Source organism: Gemmobacter sp., from assembly GCF_046292685.1.
GTDB lineage: Bacteria > Pseudomonadota > Alphaproteobacteria > Rhodobacterales > Rhodobacteraceae > Wagnerdoeblera.
In genome coordinates this window covers 1-17845 of record NZ_JBKBQM010000059.1, presented here as the reverse complement: position 1 = coordinate 17845, position 17845 = coordinate 1, and the positions used below count along the sequence as shown (strand labels likewise).

The following is a 17845-nucleotide window of genomic DNA, read 5'->3' as shown; positions in this document are numbered from 1 at the left end:
GTTTCCGGGCCCGCCGCGCCCGCCGGCCCGCGCCGGGGCGGCGGCCGACAGCACCGGCAGATGGGCATGGGGCCCGGTGCTCAGCATCTGCGCCACGTGCCAGGCCTGCGCGCGCGCAATCAGGCGGGTGGCTGCGCAATCGCCGGTCATGGCGAAATAGCTGGTCAGCGCCGTTTCGGTGTGCCCCGCCGGGCGGTCGAGGTATCGGCGGGTGGCCACATGTGCGGCTTCGCACAGGCGCAGCAGCGGCTCGTCATCCGCGCCGGTCGGCCGGGCGTCGTCCGGCGGCCCGGCACCGGCCACCGCCGACAGGCTGACGGTGCTGCCCGCCCCGCCGTTGCAGCGCCACCCCCGGCCGGCCGTCAGCTCCAGATCAAGCCGCAGCACCCCGAGGTGGCTGGCCGAAAACCCGGGCATGCAGGCCGGTTTGCCCGACAGCAGCCCTGCCTTGTTGTCGATGTGCGGCAGGTCGTCGAAACCGCAGCCCGGAAACACCTGGTGGCTGTGCCCGGCCACCACGGCATCGATTCCCGGCACGGCCGCCAGCGCCAGTGCCGCGTTTTCGGCCTCGGGCTCCGCGCCACCATCCATCGTGCCGATGCCGGAATGGCACAGCGCGACCACGACATCGGCCCCGGCGGCGATGATCTGCGGCACCACCCGATTGGCCGCGGCCACGATGCCTTCGACCTGGGCGCGTCCGTTCAGGTGGGCGTGATCCCAGATCATCACCTGCGGAGGAACAAAGCCCACCAGCCCCAGGCGCAGTGATCGTTCGCGGCCATCGGTGCAGATGACCTTGCGGTCAAGCAACGTCCACCCGCCCCACAGCATCGGCCCGCCGTCGATCCGCCGCAGATTGGCGCACAACACCGGAAACCGAGCACCCGCCAGCGCATCGGCAAGAAAGCCGAGGCCGTAGTTGAAGTCGTGGTTCCCCAGCGCCACCGCATCGTATTCCAGCACATTCAGCGCCTCGACCATCGGGTGCGGGTGGCCGGGGCCCGGGGGGCGCGCGTCGGCCAGCGCCTCGCCCAGGGCGGTGCCTTGCAGGAAGTCGCCGTTGTCGACCAGCAGCGCATTCGGAAAGGTCCGGCGCAGCGCGCGGATATGCCCTGCCACCGAGGCCAGCCCTTCGCCCGGGTCAGGGCGGTCGGCGTAGTAGTCCCAGGGGCAAAGATGCAGGTGCAGATCGCTGGTGGCCAACACAGTGACCGTGCAGCGCGGGGTCGGCGGTTCTTTCAAGGTCTTGGGCGGCAACGGGGTTTTCCTCGCTGTCATGCGCAGTTACCTTAGCCGGGCGATGGCAGCCGTCCAGCCTGCGGCGAGCCGGGAGTGCGTTGCGCAATCAAGGGTTGCATTTCGGCAACGGCGGCCATCCGCCCTTTCGCCGGTGGCCGCGGCGTGGCATCCATCGCAGACGGCAACAGGGGCAAGGCCATGCGCGATGCGGAAACGGTGACCTTCGGGGGCTTGGGCGGGCTGGACCGTGGCGCCGCCCTGCGGGGCGATGCGGAACGGCAGGCGGCGATGTGGCGCGGCCCGGCCACGCGGGTTCTGCCGATGTGGCGCGGCAAGCCGCTGATCGCGGGCGAGGCCCGTTCGGCCCTGGGGCTTGTGCCACCCGATCACCCGGTTCTGGCCGAGGCCGCCGGCACGCCCCCGCTGTTTCTGGGGCTTGCCGGCGATGCGCCGCTGTTTGCCGCCGACCTTTCGGGGTGGGAACCCGCCGGGCTGGATGCCGGCGCGCAAGGCGCCTTTTTCGACCCGACCGAACAGCACCACCCCGCCTTGCCCGCCGATCACCGCTTTGCCGAACTGCGGGGCGTGATGGCGGCGCTGTCGCCGCTCGAGGCCGAGTTGGCGGCGATGGCGCGGGGGCTGTTCGAATGGCATCGCACGCACGGCTTCTGCGCGCGCTGCGGCCAGCGGTCCGAGGTGACGATGGCCGGCTGGCAGCGCCAGTGCCCGGCCTGCCGCGCGCCGCATTTCCCGCGCACCGATCCTGTGGTCATCATGCTGATCACACGCGGCAACCGGGTGCTGATGGGGCGCTCGCCCGGGTGGCCGCCGGGGATGTTTTCGTTGCTGGCGGGCTTCATCGAACCCGGCGAGACGATCGAGGCCGCGGTGCGCCGCGAGGTGGCCGAGGAAACCGGCGTCCCGGTGGGCGCCGTGCGGTATCTGGCAAGCCAGCCCTGGCCCTTTCCGGCCTCGCTGATGCTGGGCTGCGCGGGCGAGGCGCTGGGCGATGCCATCACCATCGACCCCGCCGAGCTCGAAGCGGCACGCTGGGTGACGCGCGAGGAGATGGTCGAGGTGATGGGGGGGCGCCATCCCGAACTGCGCCCGGCACGAAAGGGTGCAATTGCGCATTTTCTGATCCGCGCCTGGCTGGCCGATGCGCTGGACTGATCCGGCGGCTCGGTCCATATCTGCAAGAACCAACGACAAGGGGCAGGGCAGGGGATGAAGTTCGGCGCGCGCGAGGATATAGAGGTTCCGGTGGCCGGGGTCTGGGCGGTGCTGACCGATTACGAGGCGTTCGAGCGGGCGGCCCTGCGCCGTGGCGCCGAGGTGCAGCGCAAGGACCAGGGCAAGGTGCCGGCCTGGCAGGTGGCTTTTGTCTTTCGCGGCAAGCGGCGCCATGTCACCATCCGGCAAGAGCGTATCGAGGCCGCGGGCCTGCTGGCCTTTTCCGGCGAGGGGCGCCACCTCGAAGGCAACATGCAGGTGGAGCTGCTGGAGCTGGGCCCGCGCCGCACGCGCATGACCGTGACCACCGAGGTCCGGCCGCTCAGCCTGGCCGCGCGGTTGTTCCTGCAATCGATGAAGCTTGCGCGTGGCCGGGTCGTGCGCAAGTATCAGGCGCGCGTTGCCCAGCTTGCCACCATGATCGAGGCGCGCGCCCGCGGGCAGAAGGCTGGATTCTGACCATCTGGACAAATTCTTCGCCGCGCGTCAGGATGCTGCTTTCCAACGCCGCGAGGGGTCATGTCACTGTTGCAAGCTGCTACCGAAGTGCGCGAAAACGCCTGGGTGCCCTATTCCCGTTTCAAGGTGGGGGCGGCGGTGCGCGGCGCCTCGGGTGCCATCTACCGCGGCTGCAATGTCGAAAATGCGGCCTATCCCGAAGGCACCTGCGCCGAGGCCGGCGCGATTGCCGCAATGGTGGCCGCCGGTGAAACGCGGTTGACCGAAGTTCTGGTCATCGCCGATTGCCCCGCACCGGTCCCGCCTTGCGGCGGATGCCGGCAAAAGCTGGCCGAGTTCGGCCAGCCCGAAACCCCGGTCACGCTGTGCACCACCGATGGCCAAAGCCTGACCACCACCATCGGCGCTTTGCTGCCCGGCGCCTTCACCCCCGCGCACATGGACCGGACATGAGCGACGCGCGCCGCATCATTGCGACTGTGCGCGATGGCGGGTCGCCTTCGGTGGCCGACCTGCAATGGTTTGCGCAAGGGCTGGCCACGGGCGGGGTGACCGATGCCCAGGCCGGGGCCTTTGCGATGGCGGTGCTGCTGAAAGGCCTGGGCGAGCCGGGGCGCGTGGCGCTGACCCGGGCCATGCGCGACACCGGCCGGGTTCTGACCTGGCGGATGGATGCGCCGGTGGTCGACAAGCATTCGACCGGCGGGGTGGGCGATTCCATCTCGTTGCTGCTGGCGCCGGCGCTGGCCGAATGCGGGGTCTATGTGCCGATGGTTTCGGGGCGCGGGCTTGGACATACCGGCGGCACGCTGGACAAGCTCGAGGCGATTCCGGGCTACACCGTGGACCAGTCCGAAACCGACTTCCGCCGCATCGTGGCCGAGGTGGGCTGTGCCATCGTGGCCGCGACCGGCGAAATCGCGCCGGCCGACCGGCGGCTTTACGCGATCCGCGACGTGACGGCGACGGTCGAGTCGATCGACCTGATTACCGCCTCGATCCTGTCCAAGAAGCTTTCGGCGGGGCTGGAGGCCCTGGTGCTGGATGTCAAGGTCGGCTCGGGCGCCTTCCTGCCTTCGGCCGATCAGGCGCAGGCGCTGGCGCGGGCGCTGGTGGATACGGCGATAGGCGCCGGGTGCCGCACCAGTGCGCTGATTACCGATATGGATCAGCCGCTGGCCTGCAATGCCGGCAATGCGGTTGAGGTGGCCGAGGTCATGGGCGCCCTGACCTGCGATCCGGTGAACCAGCGCCTGTGGGATCTGACCGAGGCGCTGGGCGGCGAGCTTCTGGCCCTGTGCGGGGCGGCGCCCGATGCTGCGACCGGCGGGCAGCGCATCATTTCCGCGATCCGTTCGGGCCGCGCAGCGGAACGCCTTGCCCGCATGGTGGCGGCGCAAGGCGGCCCGGCCGATTTTCTGGAACGCTGGCGCGACCATCTGCCTGCTGCGCCGGTGGTGCGCGATGTGCCGGCGCTCGGGCAGGGCATCGTCGCCCGCATCGACACCCGGGCGGTGGGCGAGGCGGTGGTGCATCTGGGCGGCGGTCGATTGCGCAACGGCGACGCCATCGACCCGCGCGTAGGGTTTTCCGAGCTCAAGGGCATCGGAATGAATGTTGGGCCGGGCGATCCGCTTGCAGTCGTCCATGCGGCTACCGAAGCGGCGGCCGAACGGGCGATTGCTGCGGTTCAGGCCGCCTATGTGCTGGGCGACGGTGCGGATGCGCCCGACCTTGTTCAGGGGCGGGTGGCCTGAGATGCCGCGCGCGTTTTTGATCGTGATGGACAGCGTGGGTTGCGGCGGTGCCCCCGATGCCGCCGACTTCGGCGATGCCGGGGCGAATACGTTGGGCCATATCGCACAGGCCTGTGCGGCCGGCCGCGCCGAACAGGGCCGCAGCGGGCCGTTGCGCATGCCGGTGCTGGACGGGCTGGGCCTTGGCGCCGCGATCCGGCTGGCCAGCGGGTTCGACGCGCCGGGCTTGGGCGCGGTGCCGCAAGGGCGCTGGGGGGCGGCCACGGAAGTGTCGCGCGGCAAGGACACGCCTTCGGGCCACTGGGAACTGGCCGGGGTGCCCGTGCCCTGGGACTGGACCTATTTCCCCGACACGCAGCCGGCCTTTCCGCCCGATCTGATGGCGCTGGTGGCGCGGCTGGCCGGAACGGACGGCACGCTGGGCAATTGCCATGCCTCGGGCGTGCCGATCATCGCGGCGCATTGCAATGAACATCTGCGCACCGGCTGGCCCATCTGCTACACCAGCGCCGACAGCGTGTTCCAGATCGCCGCCCACGAGGAGGCGTTCGGGCTGGAGCGGCTCTATCGCCTTTGCGCCGATCTGGCCCCGCATCTGCACGCGATGAAGGTGGGGCGGGTCATCGCCCGGCCCTTTACCGGCACCTGCGACGATTTCCGCCGCACCGCCAACCGCAAGGATTTCGCCATCGACCCGCCGGCGCCCACGCTGCTGGATGTGGCGGCCGCGGCCGGCCGGATGACCCATGCGGTGGGCAAGATCGGCGACATCTTTTCCATGAAAGGGGTGGGCAAGCTGCACAAGGGCAAGAACGATGCTTCGCTTTTCGAACATCTTCTTCGTCTTTCCGACGAGGCCGAGGACGGTTCGCTGACATTTGCCAACTTCGTGGAGTTCGACAGCCTTTATGGCCACCCCCGCGATGTGGCGGGCTATGCCCGGGCGCTGGAATGGTTCGATTCGCAGGCGGGTGCGCTGCTGGCGCGGCTGCGCCCCGGCGATCTGGCGGTGTTCACCGCCGACCACGGCAACGACCCGACCTGGCGGGGCACCGAACATACCCGCGAACGGGTGCCGGTGCTGTGTGCAGGGGTCGGGGCAGGGGCGCTGGGCCTGTGCGCCTTTGTCGATGTGGCGGCGACGGTGGCCGCACATCTGAGGGTGCCGAACCCCGGGCCCGGGCGTGCGCTGATCTGACAGGGCCTGGGGGCCAGCCCCCCGCGCCTGTCGGTTCTTGAACCGATGGCGCACCAACAGGCGCCCCCGGGATATTTAGAGACAGAAAATGAGAGGCGAGGGCATGCTGCCGAAAATCGAACTGCATCTGCATCTGGAAGGCGCGGCGCCCCCTGCCTTTGTCCGCGGGCTGGCAAAGGAAAAGTCCATCGACATCGGCGGCATCTTCGACGCGCAGGGGAATTACAGCTACACCGACTTCTGGCACTTCCTGAAGGTCTATGAGGCTGCGACATCGGTGCTGACCAGCCCGGCCGATTATGCCCGCCTGACCCGGGCGGTGCTGGAGGAATGCGCTGCCTCGGGTGTTGTCTATGCCGAAACCTTCCTCAGCCCCGATTTCTGCGGCGGGCGCGATGTGGGGGCCTGGCGCGAGTATCTGGCGGCGATGCAGGAGGCGGCAGCAGCGGTGGCGGCACAAGGCGGCCCAGAGCTGCGCGGCATCGTCACCTGCATCCGGCACTTCGGCCCCGACAAGGCGCGGGAAACCGCGGTCTGTGCGGCCGAGACGGTGGGCGATTTCATTACCGGCTTCGGCCTTGCGGGGGATGAAAAGGCCGGCAAGCCCGGAGATTTCGCCTGGGCCTTCGATTGCGCCCGCGAGGCGGGCTTGCGCCTGACCGCTCATGCCGGGGAATGGGGCGGGCCGGACAGCATCCGCGATGCCTTGCGCGATCTGGGGGTGGAACGCATCGGGCATGGGGTGCGCGCCATCGAGGATCTGGCGCTGGTGGACGAACTGGCCGAGCGGGGCACCGTGCTGGAGGTCTGCCCGGGGTCGAACGTCGCGCTGGGCGTGTTCCCTTCGTGGCGCAAGCACCCGATTGCCGAGCTGGACCGGCGCGGGGTGAAGGTGACGGTGTCCACCGACGACCCGCCCTTTTTCCACACAACGATGGAACGCGAGTATGCCGAATTGCACCGCGCCTTCGACTGGGACGAAGGCCAGTTCCGCCGCCTGAACCGCATCGCGCTTGACGCCGCCTTCTGCGACGCCGATACCCGTGCGCGCATTGCCAAGAAGCTGGAGGCCGCCTGATGCTGGACCATCTGACCGTCGTCACCCATCCGCTGGTGCAGCACAAGCTGTCGATCATGCGCGACAAGGAGACCTCGACCAAGACCTTTCGCCAGCTCTTGCGGGAAATCAGCCTGCTTCTGGCCTACGAGGTGACGCGCGAGTTGCCGATGACGACCCGCCACATCGAAACGCCGCTGGAGCCGATGGAGGCCCCGAGCATCGAGGGCAAGAAGCTGGCGCTCATCAGCATCCTGCGGGCGGGCAACGGGTTGCTGGACGGCATCCTGGAACTGATCCCGGCGGCGCGGGTCGGCTTCATCGGGCTCTATCGCGACCCCGAGACGCTGCAGCCGGTGCAGTATTACTGCAAGGTGCCCGATGCCCTGGACGAACGCATCACCATCGTCGTGGACCCGATGCTGGCCACGGGCAATTCCTCGGCTGCGGCGGTGGACCTGCTGAAGGCCAAGGGGGCAAAGAACATCCGGTTCCTGTGTCTGCTGGCAGCGCCCGAAGGGATTGCCCGCATGAAGGCCGCGCACCCCGACGTGCCCATCGTGACCGCCGCGGTCGACAGCCATCTGAACGACCACGGCTACATCGTGCCGGGTCTTGGCGATGCCGGCGACCGGATGTTCGGCACGAAGTAAGGCACCGCCAAGGGCTTGCGGCCCTTGCCTCGCAAGGCAAACGCCGCCATGATGGCCGGAACTGCCAGGGGGTGGTCCATGCTGCTGAAGCTTTCGTCGGTTGCGATTGTCGCGACCTTTTCGTTTGTCACTTTCGCTCAGGCTCAGGGCCGCGCCCCGGCCGAATTGCCCCCGGCAGACTTTGCCGGGCAGCAATATGTCGATAGCCGCGGGTGCCTGTTCATCCGGGCCGGGCACGGCGGACAAGTGAACTGGGTCGCACGGATCGACCGCAACCGCCAGCCAATCTGCGGCCAGCCCCCCAGCCTTGGCGTGATGGCCGCGGCGCGCCGCGAACTGGCGGCCCCGGCCGAGCCGGTGCAGCCGGCGCCGCAGGTTGTGGCGGCCGCCCCGGCACCGGCTCCGACTGCGCCGGCCCCGGTGCCGCGCAGCCCGGCGCGTGGGACGGTGCCGGCGGCCTCTTACGTGCCGCCGCCCGTGACCTATGGCGCACCGACGCCCTTGCAGCCTGCCCGTGTGGCGACGGCGCCTGCCCCTGCGGCGACACCGGCTGTGCCTTGGCCGGCGCCGGCTGCCACGGTGGCCCCCGCGCCGGTGGCCGGCGCCGCCCGGCAACCGGCCGAGCCGATCAGCCGCACCGCCGGGTGCCCGGACTATGCCCCGTTCGGCAAGGTCTATCCGCTGCACCGGGGCGGCAGCATGCTGGTTTGCGCCAGCGGACCGCACCGGCTGACCGGCCTGCGTCCCGGCGATATCGAGCGCATGGCCGAAATCCGGGCCGCGTCGCAGGCCGTGCCGGTGCGCATGGCCGAAACCGATCTGATGGCCCCGCCGGCCGGGTTCAAGCCGGCCTGGCGCGATGACCGGCTGAACCCGAACCGGGCGGCCGGCACCCCGCAGGGGCACCAGCAGATGCTGCAGATCTGGACGGATCGGCCGCCGCAAAAGCTGCGCGACCCCGCCTATGCCCAGCCGCGCAGGTCGGTTGCCAGCTCCATGTCGGCGCCGGTGACGCCGCGCCCGGCCTCGGTGGCGGCGGGACGCTTCGTGCAGGTGGGCAGTTTCGGCGTGCCCGAAAATGCAGCCCGGGCCGTGGCGCGGCTGCAGGCCTTGGGTCTTCCGGTGCAGGTCAGCCGCAGCCACATCAAGGGCAAGCCCGTGCAGGTGGTGCAGGCCGGGCCCTTCGATGCCCCCGGTCAGGCGCAGTCGGTGTTGCAGACCGTGCGCGCGGCCGGCTTTGGCGACGCCATCCTGCGGCGCTGATCCAGCGGGTTGCCGGCGTCGCGGGGCAGGTCAGCGCGCGCAAATGGCCTGCAAGGCCAGCCAGTCGGCATCGGGCAGCAAGGGCCTTGCCTGACCGGGCGGGAAAGGGTCAGCCTCGATCAGGGCCAGCGTCTCGCGCCCCGTGGGGTCTAGCGCCAGCGCATAGGGGGTAGAGGGCACCCCAGCCGCCTTCAGCCGCTCCAGCAGCGGTTCGGCAGGGACGGCGGCGGTATCGGGGCGCAAGCGCGCCTGGGCCTGGGAAGACAGGGCCTCGACCGGAACCGAACCGGTGGCCAGCAACACGAAGGTGGCGCGGGTGCCGGCAGCGCGCAGCACCCGGACCAGCGGGTCCGACAGGTCGGCGCGCAGCCGTTCGGCGACGAGTGTTGCGGCCAGAATCTCGGGGCCGTCGTGGTTTTCCAGCACCCGCCGGTCCACCAGCATCAGCCTTCCGGGCACCTGCGTGCCTGCGCCGGGCGGCAGGCCATCGCGCAACACCACGATACGGGTGCCGTCGCCGTCGAACAGCCGCTCTGCCAGTCGTTCGAGCACCGCGGCGCCTTCCGGGCTGGCGCAGGGTGCGCCCGTATAGCGTTCCATGCCGGCAAGCAGGGTCCGGCCGATTTCCTGCCGCTTGACGAAGGGCACGACGCGAGCCGCGTGTTCGACCAGGGCGCCCGGCAACCAGAACAGCCCCAGCGCAGCCACCGCCGCAACGGTGGCCGCCACCACGCCGAACCGCAGCCGTCCTCGCCGCGGCCGCCGGCGCGCCAGCGCCGCGCGCACGGTTTCGATGGCTTCGATCATGGCGGGGTCGTCCATTTCCAGCGTCTCGGCCAGCGGATCGGACGAAGGCGCATAAAGCGCCGGCAACTGCCCGGGGTTGCGCCGTTCCACCGCCGACAGCGACCAATGGGTGATTGCCGCCCCCGTTCCCCGCAGTTCCGACAGAACAAGCGTGGCATCGCCGAAGGCCACGGCAACCTCGCGCCGCTGGGCATCGGGCGAGGCGCGCCAAAGGCCGGTGGCCTCCAACCTCGCGTATTTCTTCAGAGCGGTCATGCTGCCCCGCGTGCACCGTTGGCCGGTGCCCTGCCTTGTGTTTTCCGCGCATCGTAACGCATGGGGGGGCACTTCACAACGCCGGCAGCGATCCTGCCCGGTTTACGCTAGGTGATTGACGCGCAGAACCCGCCGTTCGGCGCCGTCGACCACGATTTCGGTCAGCGACAGCGGTTCGACAAGTTGTGCCAGCGCCTCGCTTGGGCTTTGCGCGCGGGCACGCGCCACCTGTGTGAGGATGGTGCCGAAATGCGCCACCACCACGATGTTGCGGCCCGCATGCGCCGCAATCAGCCGCTGGACGGCCGCTTCGATCCGCGCGTCGGCCATGTTCCAGCTTTCGCCTCCTGGCGGGGCGATGTCGCCCGGCGTTTCCCAGTAGGCGCGGCTCAGCTCGGGGTCCGAGGCCGCCACCTCGTGCCACATTTGCCCATCCCAGATGCCGAAATGGAACTCGCGCAAGCCCGGGTCGTCGGGCAGCCGTGTGCGCGGGCCGGTCAAGGCGTCGGCCGTGGTGCGCGCGCGGATCAGGTCGGACGATACCACCAGCGCATCGGTGGGCAGCAAGCGGGCGACGCGGGCGATCAGGTTGCGGTCCGACAGGTCGGCCGGCACATCGCGCCAGCCGGTAAAGGCGCGTTCGTGGGTGGGGGCATGGCGCAGCCAGAAGAACCGGGTCATGCCGGCCCCGCCGGCAAGCTGCCCTTCAGCACCAGCGGCAAACCCGCGATCACGGCAACCGCCAGCGCGGCTTCGGCCGCGATCTGCTGGTTCAGCCGGCCTTGCGCATCGCGAAACGCCCGGGCCAGCGCGTTTTCCGGCACGATGCCCCAGCCGACCTCGTTCGAAACGACCACGACGGGCACGGCGCAGGCGGCCAACGCCGCCAGCAGCCGCGCGGTTTCCTGTGCCAGATCGTGTCCGGCCAGCAGGTGGTTCGAAAGCCAGAGCGTCGCGCAATCGACCAGCACCGTGCCGCGCCCGACCTGTGCCAGCGCCGCCGCAAGGTCGAGCGGCGCCTCGACGGTTTGCCACCCGTCGCCGCGGTCGGCCCTGTGGCGGGCGATGCGCTCGCGCATCTCGTCGTCCCAGGCTTCGGCGGTGGCGATGTAAGTGTAGGGCGCGGCGCCGGAACGGACCAGGCCTTCGGCAAAGCGCGACTTTCCCGACCGCGCGCCGCCGGTCACGAAACTCAGGTGCGGCAAGTGTGATCCGGTCGGCATCGGCGTGCGTATCCTTGGGCAAAAGACCGCTGAAAGGTCCAAGGGGGTTGTCATGGCGTTGGATGGCTATACCGATCTGAAATTGTCCCGCCAAGCGATGAAGGCGGAAATGCTGGATGCGGAAACCGAGCTTGCGCTGGCCTATGCCTGGCGCGACCAGCGCGATGAACAGGCGCTGCACCGGCTGATTACCGCCTACATGCGGCTGGCGATTTCGATGGCGGCCAAGTTCCGCCGTTATGGCGCGCCGATGAACGACCTGATCCAGGAAGCCAGCCTTGGCCTGATGAAGGCGGCCGACAAGTTCGACCCCGATCGCGGCGTGCGCTTTTCCACCTATGCCGTGTGGTGGATCAAGGCGAGCATCCAGGACTACGTGATGCGCAACTGGTCGATGGTGCGCACCGGGTCCACCTCCAGCCAGAAGGCGCTGTTCTTCAACATGCGGCGCGTTCAGGCCCGGATCGAGCGCGAGGCGTCGCAGCGCGGCGAAGCGCTGGATGGCCACCAGCTGCGCCAGATGATCGCTGCCGATCTGGGCGTGCCGCTGGCGGATGTGGAGATGATGGACGGGCGGTTGTCGGGCACGGACTTTTCGCTTAATGCCATGCAGTCGTCGGACGAAGACGGGCGCGAATGGATCGACGTGCTGGAGGACGAGGGCACACAGGCGGCCGAGATCGTCGAGAACCGCCACGATACGGCACATCTGCGCGGATGGCTGGCTTCGGCGCTGGAACGGTTGAGCCCGCGCGAGCGGTTCATCGTGGCCGAACGCAAGTTGCGCGACGACCCGCGCACACTTGAGTCGCTGGGCGAGGAGCTGGGCCTTTCCAAGGAACGGGTGCGCCAGCTCGAGGCGGCCGCCTTTGCCAAGATGCGTCGTGCGCTGGAGGACCAGTCGCGCGAGGTGCGCCACTTCCTGCTGTGAGGGCGCTGCTGGCCTTGATGGTGTCGGTGCTGCCCGTGGCGGCGGCGCCGATTGCCCCGGCCGATCTGCCCGGCGCCCTCGCCGGCTGGCCGGTCGTGCTGCTGGGCGAGGTGCATGACAACGCCGAACACCACCGCGTCCAGGCCGAAGCGGTGGCGGCGCTGCGCCCCCGGGCGCTGGTGTTCGAGATGCTGAGCCCCGAGCAGGCGGCCTTGGTCACCCCCGCCTTGCGGAACGATCCTGCGGCGCTGGCGGCAGCCTTGCGGTGGGAAACCTCTGGCTGGCCCGATTTTGCCATGTATCACCCGATCTTTCTGGCAGCGCCCGAGGCGCAGGTGTTCGGCGCCGCCTTGCCGCGCGATCAGGTGCGTTCGGCCTTTGTTTCGGGGGCGGCGGCTGCCTTCGGGCCCGATGCCGCGCGTTACGGGCTGGATCGGGCGCTGGAGCCCGCCGATCAGGCCGCGCGCGAAGCCTTGCAGCAGCAGGCGCATTGCGGCGCCTTGCCCGACACCATGCTGCCCGGCATGGTCGAGGCGCAGCGCCTGCGCGATGCGGCGCTGGCGCGGGCCGTGGTGCAGGCGATGGCGGCGACCGGCGGCCCGGTCGCGGTGATCACCGGAACCGGCCATGTGCGCAAGGATCAGGGTATTCCGGCCGCGCTGTCGGTGGCGGCGCCTGGCCTGCGGGTGCTGGCCGTGGGCCAGCTGGAGGCAGACCCCGGACCCGATGCGCCCTTCGACCTGTGGGTGGTGACAGCACCGCAGCCGCGCCCTGACCCTTGCGGGGTCTTCACGAACTGACGCCCGGGTCGGTCGCATCCAGCCAGGTGGCGACCGCGGCTTCGAACTCGCGTGGGCGGTCGGCGTGCAGCCAGTGGCCCGCGCCGGGGATGCGGGCAAAGCGTGCATGCGGAAACTGCCGCAGGATCGCCGCGCGGTGTTCCGGCCGCACGTAATCCGACAGCGCGCCCGACAGGAACAGCGTCGGGCCGTCGTAGGTGCCGGGCGGGTCGGGCCAGCCGACGATGGCGGGCATTTCCGCCTCCAGCGCATCGAGGTTCAGCTTCCAGCGCGGCGGGTCGGACTTGAGGTCCAGCGATTGCAGGAAGAACGCGCGCAACGCCGGGTCGGGCACGGTCGCGGCGAAGCGGCGGTCGGCCTCGGAGCGGGCGTTCAGCCCGGTCAGGTCCAGCGCGCGCATGGCATGGATGTGCTGCACCTGCGTGTGGCCGTAGGCCACCGGCGCGATGTCGGCCACGATCAGCCGCCGCACCCGTTCGGGGTGGGTCAAAGCCAGCATCATGGCGGCCTTGCCGCCCATCGAATGCCCCATCACATCCGCCTGCTCGCCATGTGCGGCGATCACCTCGGCCAGATCGGCCGCCATGTCGGCGTAGCTCTGGGTGGCAAAGCGCGGCGAATCGCCGTGGTTGCGCATGTCGACCGCGATCACCGGGCGGCTTGTGCCCAGGCGCCGCGCGATGGCGCCCCAGTTCCGCCCCGATCCGAACAACCCGTGCACGATCAGCACCGGCACGCCGCTGTGGTCGCCGTAGGTCAGCACGTTCAGCATGGCATCACCCCATCACATCACCGCCTTGCGCAAAAGGTTCAGCGCCGTCAGCGCCAGCAGGATCAGCGTCCAGCGGCGAAAGCGGGCCGGGTCGAGACGGTCCTGCAACAGGAACCCAAGCCACATGCCCAGCGCCGCCGGCACCACCAGCGCGGCCGAAAACGGCAAGGACACCGCGTTCAGCACGCCCGAATTCAGGTGCGCCCCCATCAGCACCACCGCCCCCAGCAGAAAGGTCACGCCTTGCACACGGACGGTCTCGGCCTTACCGGCGCCGATCGACAGCAGATAGACAATCACCGGCGGCCCCCAGATCCCCGAAACCCCGCCGTAAAGCCCGCCGACGATGCCCAGCCCGTATTCCGCCCGTGTCTGGTGTTCCAGCTTCAGCTTCAGCGGAACCCCGGCGATCTGCACCAGCGCAAAGGCCAGCACCGGCACGCCCAGCAAACCCATCAGCACGCGCTGCGGCAGATAGGGCACCAAGGGCGCGGTAACCACGATGCCCACCACGATCATGGCGATCATCCGGCGGTATTTCCAGGCGGCATCGCGGGCCGGCCCCCAGCCATCGCGCAGCGCCTGGTGCACGTTGGTGGTCACCGTGGAAAGAATCAGCCCCGCCAGGGCCAGATCGGGCGGCATGAACGACCCGAAGGCCGACATCATGATGAGCGGCATGGCAAACCCGATGGCGCCCTTGACGAACCCCGCCCCCAGCGCCACCGCGCAAGCCGTCCAGAACGCCCATGCGGGCAAGCCGCCAAACAGGATGTCCATACCGTATCTCCCCGTCGGCGGCAGCCATAGCTCAGCCCGATGGGCGCTGCACGGGCAAAATGCGCACGACATTTTCCTGCTGGACGACTGCGAGCATTGAATTATTATTGCGCTGCACCTGCAAAGGCCGTATCCCCGGCCCAGCAGTTTCCGAGGAGAGTCGCCATGCCGCACGATGGCCAGGACATGCCCGCTTCCGCACTTCTTTCCGGTCTGACCGGCCTTGCCGAGCAGGCGCTCGCGCCCGCAGGCACGCTGCTGGCAACCGCCACGGAACGGTTGCGCGAAACGGTCACTGTGGGTGGCAAGATCAGCGCCGGTGCGCTGGAACAGCATCAGCGCATGGCGCATGGGCTGGCCTGGCTTGCCACTTACGTCGAGGCGTTGCGCCAGATGCAGGCCTGGGCGGCGCGGCTGGACGAGGCCGGTCGGTTCGGCGAGATGGAGGCGCTGATCCTGCAGATCGGCTGTGGCGAATATCTGTGCCAGATCGCAGGCGGCCTGCCGATGAACCAGGGCGAGATCCTGCGCCCGGCCGACATGGGGCTGACGGCCGCCGACATGGCGGCCTTTGCCACCCCGGCGGTCGTGGCGCTGATGGCAGGCAACACGCCCGCCGCCCGGGCACGGCTGGTTGCGCTGATGCGCGACAATCACGGCCGCGCGACCTTTGGCGCCAGCGGGCTGGATGACGAGCTGGAAATGATCCGCGACCAGTTCCGCCGCTTTGCCGATGACAAGGTGGTGCCCCACGCCCACGAATGGCACCTGAAGGACGAACTGATCCCGATGGAGATCATCGCCGAGCTGGCCGAGCTGGGCGTCTTCGGCCTGACCATCCCCGAGGAATTCGGCGGGCTTGGCCTGTCGAAGGCCAGCATGGTCGTGGTGTCCGAGGAATTGAGCCGCGGCTATATCGGCGTGGGCAGCCTCGGCACGCGCAGCGAGATTGCGGCGGAACTGATTCTGTGCGGCGGCACGCCCGAGCAGAAGGCAAAATGGCTGCCGGGCCTCGCGTCGGGCGAAATCCTGCCCACGGCGGTGTTCACCGAACCCAACACCGGCTCCGACCTCGGCAGCCTGCGCACGCGGGCGCGGCGCGATGGGGATGACTGGGTCATCACCGGCAACAAGACCTGGATCACCCATGCCGCCCGCACCCATGTGATGACGGTGCTGGCGCGCAGCATCGAAGGCACCACCGATTATCGCGGCCTGTCGATGTTCCTGGCTGAAAAGACGCCGGGAACGGATGACAAGCCCTTTGTCGATCCCGGCCTGTCGGGTGGCGAAATCGAGGTGCTGGGTTACCGCGGCATGAAGGAATATATCGTCAACTTCGACGGGTTCCGCGTCAAGGGCGAGAACCTTCTGGGCGGGGTCGAGGGGCAGGGCTTCAAGCAACTGATGCAGACCTTCGAATCGGCCCGCATCCAGACGGCGGCGCGGGCCATAGGAGTGGCGCAGAACGCGCTGGAAGTGGGCATGAAATATGCCGAGGACCGCGTGCAGTTCGGCAAGGCGCTGATCCACTTCCCGCGCGTGGCCGACAAGCTGGCGATGATGGCGGTGGAAATCATGGTGGCGCGGCAACTGACCTATTTCAGCGCCTGGCAGAAGGACCATGACAAGCGCTGCGACCTGGAGGCCGGCATGGCCAAGCTGCTGGGGGCCCGCGTCGCCTGGGCTGCGGCCGACAATGCGCTGCAGATCCATGGCGGCAACGGCTTTGCGCTGGAATACCAGATCAGCCGCATCCTGTGCGACGCCCGCATCCTGAACATCTTTGAAGGGGCCGGCGAGATTCAGGCGCAGGTGATCGCCCGGCGTCTGCTGGACTGACGCCTGCGCGACCGCTTGCGCTTGACGCCGCGGGGCGCGCCGTGGTCTGGATGGCGGTCATGGCCCATGCAAACGCCCCGAAGAAACCCCGCAGCCGCAAGGCCGCCGAGGACGCGCCGCCTGCACCCCGGCGGCCGCGCTGGCGGCGCGGGCTGTTCTGGGCGGCGCGTGCGGTTGCCGGCGGGGTGGTGCTGACGCTGGCCTGGGTGATGCTGCTGTCGGTCGTCAACCCGCCGCGGGGCATCTACATGCGGGCCGAGGCGCATCGCCTGGGCGAGATCCGGCAGGAATGGGTCGCTTGGTCGGACATCGCGCCGGTGATGGCGCGTTCGGTCGTGGCGGCCGAGGATGCCAACTATTGCCTGCACTGGGGCTTCGACATGGGCGCGATCCGGCAGGCGCTGGATCAAGGCGCCACGCGCGGTGCCTCGACCATCACGCAGCAGGTGGTCAAGAACGTGTTTCTCTGGCACGACCGCACCTGGACGCGCAAGGCACTGGAGGCGGTGCTGACCCCGGTGGTGGAGCTGTTCTGGTCCAAGCGGCGGATCCTCGAAGTCTACATGAACGTCGCCGAATTCGACGAAGGCGTGTTCGGCGTGCAGGCGGCGGCGCAGCATTATTTCAAGGTTCCGGCCTCGGCGTTGAGCGATGTGCAGGCCGCCCGGTTGGCGATGGTGCTGCCCAACCCCAAGGCGCGCAGCGCCGCACGCCCGACCGCGGCACAGCGCGCACGCACTGCCCGCATCGTGGACGGTGCCGAAACCATCCGCCGCGATGGACGCGCGGCCTGCTTCGAGTCCGGCTGACGCGCGGGGCGGGTTGAATTCCGCCGGGGGGCGGTGCAAGAAAGGCCTGCCCTTGCAGGATCCGACGTGCATGAACCGACTGTTCCATTTTCCGCTCTCGCCGTTCTGCCGCAAGGTGCGGTTGACGCTGGCCGAAAAGCGCATCGAGGTGGAACTGGTCGAGGAGCGCTACTGGGAACAGGGGCACGACCTGCTGCGGCGCAACCCGGCCGGCAAGGTGCCGGTGCTGCGGCTGGGCGAGCGGGTGCTGAGCGAGAGCCAGGCGATCTGCGAATACCTTGACGAAACGGTGCCGGAGCCGCAACTGATCCCGCGCGACCCGATGCGGCGCTACGAGGTGCGGCGGCTGTGTGCCTGGTTCGACGACAAGTTCCACCACGAGGTGACCACCAATCTGCTCTACGAGCGGTTGCTCAAGAAGGTGATGAAATCCGGCTACCCCGACGGCAAGGCGATCCGCGAAGGGGCCAACCGGATAAAGTATCATCTGGATTACATGGCCTGGTTGCTGGATCAGCGCCGCTGGCTGGCCGGCGATACGATGACGTTGGCCGATTTCGCCGCAGCGGCGCATCTGAGCTGCCTCGACTATGCGTCGGATGTGGACTGGGACCGGCAGGTTGCGGTCAAGGACTGGTATGCCAAGATCAAGTCGCGGCCGTGCTTCCGGTCGCTGCTGGCCGATCAGGTGCCCGGCAGCCCGCCGGCCAAGCATTACAGCGTGCTCGATTTCTGAGCCGGGGGTGCGGGGGCTGCCGCCCCCG

Annotated in this window: 19 protein-coding genes; 13 read left to right on the top strand and 6 right to left on the bottom strand. The window is 69.1% G+C overall.

Translation table 11 applies throughout. The features are described 5' to 3' along the window. The coding region (locus ACK4S2_RS13835; RefSeq protein WP_409625513.1) for a metallophosphoesterase at positions 1-1206 on the bottom strand (1206 nt) is incomplete at its 3' end. 234 nt (positions 1207-1440) lie between these two features. Between ACK4S2_RS13835 and nudC the strand changes: the two genes are divergently transcribed. The 8 genes from nudC (at position 1441) to ACK4S2_RS13795 (ending at position 8862) form a co-directional block, all read left to right on the top strand. After that, positions 1441-2415 (top strand): NAD(+) diphosphatase, encoded by a 975-nt coding sequence (nudC, locus tag ACK4S2_RS13830; protein WP_409625511.1) that lies wholly within the window; start codon positions 1441-1443, stop codon positions 2413-2415. A 54-nt stretch (positions 2416-2469) separates the two neighbouring features. Next, complete coding sequence (locus tag ACK4S2_RS13825) at positions 2470-2934, top strand: SRPBCC family protein (protein WP_409625508.1); 465 nt, start codon at positions 2470-2472, stop codon at positions 2932-2934. A gap of 60 nt (positions 2935-2994) precedes the next feature. Beyond that, positions 2995-3387, top strand: coding sequence for a cytidine deaminase (locus tag ACK4S2_RS13820; RefSeq protein ID WP_409625505.1), 393 nt, complete (start codon positions 2995-2997; stop codon positions 3385-3387). Beyond that, a complete protein-coding gene (locus ACK4S2_RS13815; RefSeq protein WP_409625502.1) occupies positions 3384-4691 on the top strand; it encodes a thymidine phosphorylase in 1308 nt (435 codons plus the stop codon). The genes ACK4S2_RS13820 and ACK4S2_RS13815 overlap by 4 nt, the downstream gene beginning before the upstream one ends. A gap of 1 nt (position 4692) precedes the next feature. Beyond that, positions 4693-5889, top strand: a complete 1197-nt coding sequence (locus tag ACK4S2_RS13810) for a phosphopentomutase (protein ID WP_409625499.1) — start codon at positions 4693-4695, stop codon at positions 5887-5889. Between the two features lie 103 nt (positions 5890-5992). Then, on the top strand, positions 5993-6967 hold the full coding sequence (locus ACK4S2_RS13805; protein WP_409625496.1) for an adenosine deaminase: 975 nt from the start codon (positions 5993-5995) through the stop codon (positions 6965-6967). Next, positions 6967-7599: a uracil phosphoribosyltransferase gene (gene upp / locus ACK4S2_RS13800; protein ID WP_409625493.1), complete on the top strand. Its 633-nt coding sequence runs from the start codon at positions 6967-6969 to the stop codon at positions 7597-7599. Before ACK4S2_RS13805 ends, upp begins: the two co-directional genes overlap by 1 nt. 78 nt (positions 7600-7677) lie before the next feature. After that, the gene (locus ACK4S2_RS13795; RefSeq protein WP_409625490.1) at positions 7678-8862 is read left to right on the top strand and encodes an SPOR domain-containing protein; all 1185 of its coding nucleotides are present in this window, start codon (positions 7678-7680) and stop codon (positions 8860-8862) included. A 30-nt stretch (positions 8863-8892) separates the two neighbouring features. Here the strand turns inward: ACK4S2_RS13795 and ACK4S2_RS13790 are convergent, their stop codons facing one another. From ACK4S2_RS13790 to cobU, 3 genes are all read right to left on the bottom strand, one after another. Continuing rightward, positions 8893-9924 carry a hypothetical protein gene (locus tag ACK4S2_RS13790; protein ID WP_409625487.1) on the bottom strand — a complete coding sequence of 344 codons (1032 nt, stop codon included), beginning with the start codon at positions 9922-9924 and terminating at the stop codon, positions 8893-8895. A 102-nt stretch (positions 9925-10026) separates the two neighbouring features. Further along, complete coding sequence (locus ACK4S2_RS13785; RefSeq protein ID WP_409625484.1) at positions 10027-10605, bottom strand: histidine phosphatase family protein; 579 nt, start codon at positions 10603-10605, stop codon at positions 10027-10029. After that, a complete protein-coding gene (gene cobU, locus ACK4S2_RS13780; RefSeq protein WP_409625481.1) occupies positions 10602-11147 on the bottom strand; it encodes a bifunctional adenosylcobinamide kinase/adenosylcobinamide-phosphate guanylyltransferase in 546 nt (181 codons plus the stop codon). Before cobU ends, ACK4S2_RS13785 begins: the two co-directional genes overlap by 4 nt. Before the next feature lie 52 nt (positions 11148-11199). Between cobU and ACK4S2_RS13775 the strand changes: the two genes are divergently transcribed. Both ACK4S2_RS13775 and ACK4S2_RS13770 read left to right on the top strand, forming a co-directional pair. Next, positions 11200-12078 carry an RNA polymerase factor sigma-32 gene (locus ACK4S2_RS13775; protein ID WP_409625478.1) on the top strand — a complete coding sequence of 293 codons (879 nt, stop codon included), beginning with the start codon at positions 11200-11202 and terminating at the stop codon, positions 12076-12078. 17 nt (positions 12079-12095) lie between these two features. Then, entirely contained in the window at positions 12096-12878 is a 783-nt protein-coding gene (locus tag ACK4S2_RS13770) for a ChaN family lipoprotein (protein WP_409625519.1), read from the top strand. Here ACK4S2_RS13770 and ACK4S2_RS13765 read toward each other — a convergent pair. Both ACK4S2_RS13765 and ACK4S2_RS13760 read right to left on the bottom strand, forming a co-directional pair. Next, positions 12868-13650 carry an alpha/beta fold hydrolase gene (locus ACK4S2_RS13765; protein WP_409625475.1) on the bottom strand — a complete coding sequence of 261 codons (783 nt, stop codon included), beginning with the start codon at positions 13648-13650 and terminating at the stop codon, positions 12868-12870. The genes ACK4S2_RS13770 and ACK4S2_RS13765 overlap by 11 nt on opposite strands. Before the next feature lie 12 nt (positions 13651-13662). Continuing rightward, a complete protein-coding gene (locus ACK4S2_RS13760) occupies positions 13663-14430 on the bottom strand; it encodes a sulfite exporter TauE/SafE family protein (protein ID WP_409625472.1) in 768 nt (255 codons plus the stop codon). A 165-nt stretch (positions 14431-14595) separates the two neighbouring features. On the opposite strand from ACK4S2_RS13760, the gene ACK4S2_RS13755 reads away from it, so the two are divergent. The 3 genes from ACK4S2_RS13755 (at position 14596) to ACK4S2_RS13745 (ending at position 17817) form a co-directional block, all read left to right on the top strand. Then, the gene (locus tag ACK4S2_RS13755) at positions 14596-16272 is read left to right on the top strand and encodes an acyl-CoA dehydrogenase family protein (RefSeq protein WP_409625469.1); all 1677 of its coding nucleotides are present in this window, start codon (positions 14596-14598) and stop codon (positions 16270-16272) included. A 50-nt stretch (positions 16273-16322) separates the two neighbouring features. Continuing rightward, a complete protein-coding gene (mtgA, locus tag ACK4S2_RS13750) occupies positions 16323-17081 on the top strand; it encodes a monofunctional biosynthetic peptidoglycan transglycosylase (protein ID WP_409625516.1) in 759 nt (252 codons plus the stop codon). A gap of 70 nt (positions 17082-17151) precedes the next feature. Next, on the top strand, positions 17152-17817 hold the full coding sequence (locus ACK4S2_RS13745) for a glutathione S-transferase family protein (protein WP_409625466.1): 666 nt from the start codon (positions 17152-17154) through the stop codon (positions 17815-17817). Positions 17818-17845: the final 28 nt, after the last annotated feature.

Bases quoted from the DNA above. Each gene is read 5' to 3' on its own strand.
- ACK4S2_RS13760 (WP_409625472.1), bottom strand. From the start codon at position 14,430: ATGGACATCCTGTTTGGCGGCTTGCCCGCATGGGCGTTCTGGACGGCT.
- ACK4S2_RS13775 (WP_409625478.1), top strand. From the start codon at position 11,200: ATGGCGTTGGATGGCTATACCGATCTGAAATTGTCCCGCCAAGCGATG.
- cobU (WP_409625481.1), bottom strand. From the start codon at position 11,147: ATGCCGACCGGATCACACTTGCCGCACCTGAGTTTCGTGACCGGCGGC.
- ACK4S2_RS13790 (WP_409625487.1), bottom strand. From the start codon at position 9,924: ATGACCGCTCTGAAGAAATACGCGAGGTTGGAGGCCACCGGCCTTTGG.
- ACK4S2_RS13755 (WP_409625469.1), top strand. From the start codon at position 14,596: ATGCCGCACGATGGCCAGGACATGCCCGCTTCCGCACTTCTTTCCGGT.
- ACK4S2_RS13815 (WP_409625502.1), top strand. From the start codon at position 3,384: ATGAGCGACGCGCGCCGCATCATTGCGACTGTGCGCGATGGCGGGTCG.
- ACK4S2_RS13805 (WP_409625496.1), top strand. From the start codon at position 5,993: ATGCTGCCGAAAATCGAACTGCATCTGCATCTGGAAGGCGCGGCGCCC.
- ACK4S2_RS13795 (WP_409625490.1), top strand. From the start codon at position 7,678: ATGCTGCTGAAGCTTTCGTCGGTTGCGATTGTCGCGACCTTTTCGTTT.
- upp (WP_409625493.1), top strand. From the start codon at position 6,967: ATGCTGGACCATCTGACCGTCGTCACCCATCCGCTGGTGCAGCACAAG.
- ACK4S2_RS13820 (WP_409625505.1), top strand. From the start codon at position 2,995: ATGTCACTGTTGCAAGCTGCTACCGAAGTGCGCGAAAACGCCTGGGTG.
- ACK4S2_RS13785 (WP_409625484.1), bottom strand. From the start codon at position 10,605: ATGACCCGGTTCTTCTGGCTGCGCCATGCCCCCACCCACGAACGCGCC.
- ACK4S2_RS13825 (WP_409625508.1), top strand. From the start codon at position 2,470: ATGAAGTTCGGCGCGCGCGAGGATATAGAGGTTCCGGTGGCCGGGGTC.
- mtgA (WP_409625516.1), top strand. From the start codon at position 16,323: ATGGCGGTCATGGCCCATGCAAACGCCCCGAAGAAACCCCGCAGCCGC.
- ACK4S2_RS13765 (WP_409625475.1), bottom strand. From the start codon at position 13,650: ATGCTGAACGTGCTGACCTACGGCGACCACAGCGGCGTGCCGGTGCTG.
- ACK4S2_RS13810 (WP_409625499.1), top strand. From the start codon at position 4,693: ATGCCGCGCGCGTTTTTGATCGTGATGGACAGCGTGGGTTGCGGCGGT.
- ACK4S2_RS13770 (WP_409625519.1), top strand. From the start codon at position 12,096: ATGGTGTCGGTGCTGCCCGTGGCGGCGGCGCCGATTGCCCCGGCCGAT.
- nudC (WP_409625511.1), top strand. From the start codon at position 1,441: ATGCGCGATGCGGAAACGGTGACCTTCGGGGGCTTGGGCGGGCTGGAC.
- ACK4S2_RS13745 (WP_409625466.1), top strand. From the start codon at position 17,152: ATGAACCGACTGTTCCATTTTCCGCTCTCGCCGTTCTGCCGCAAGGTG.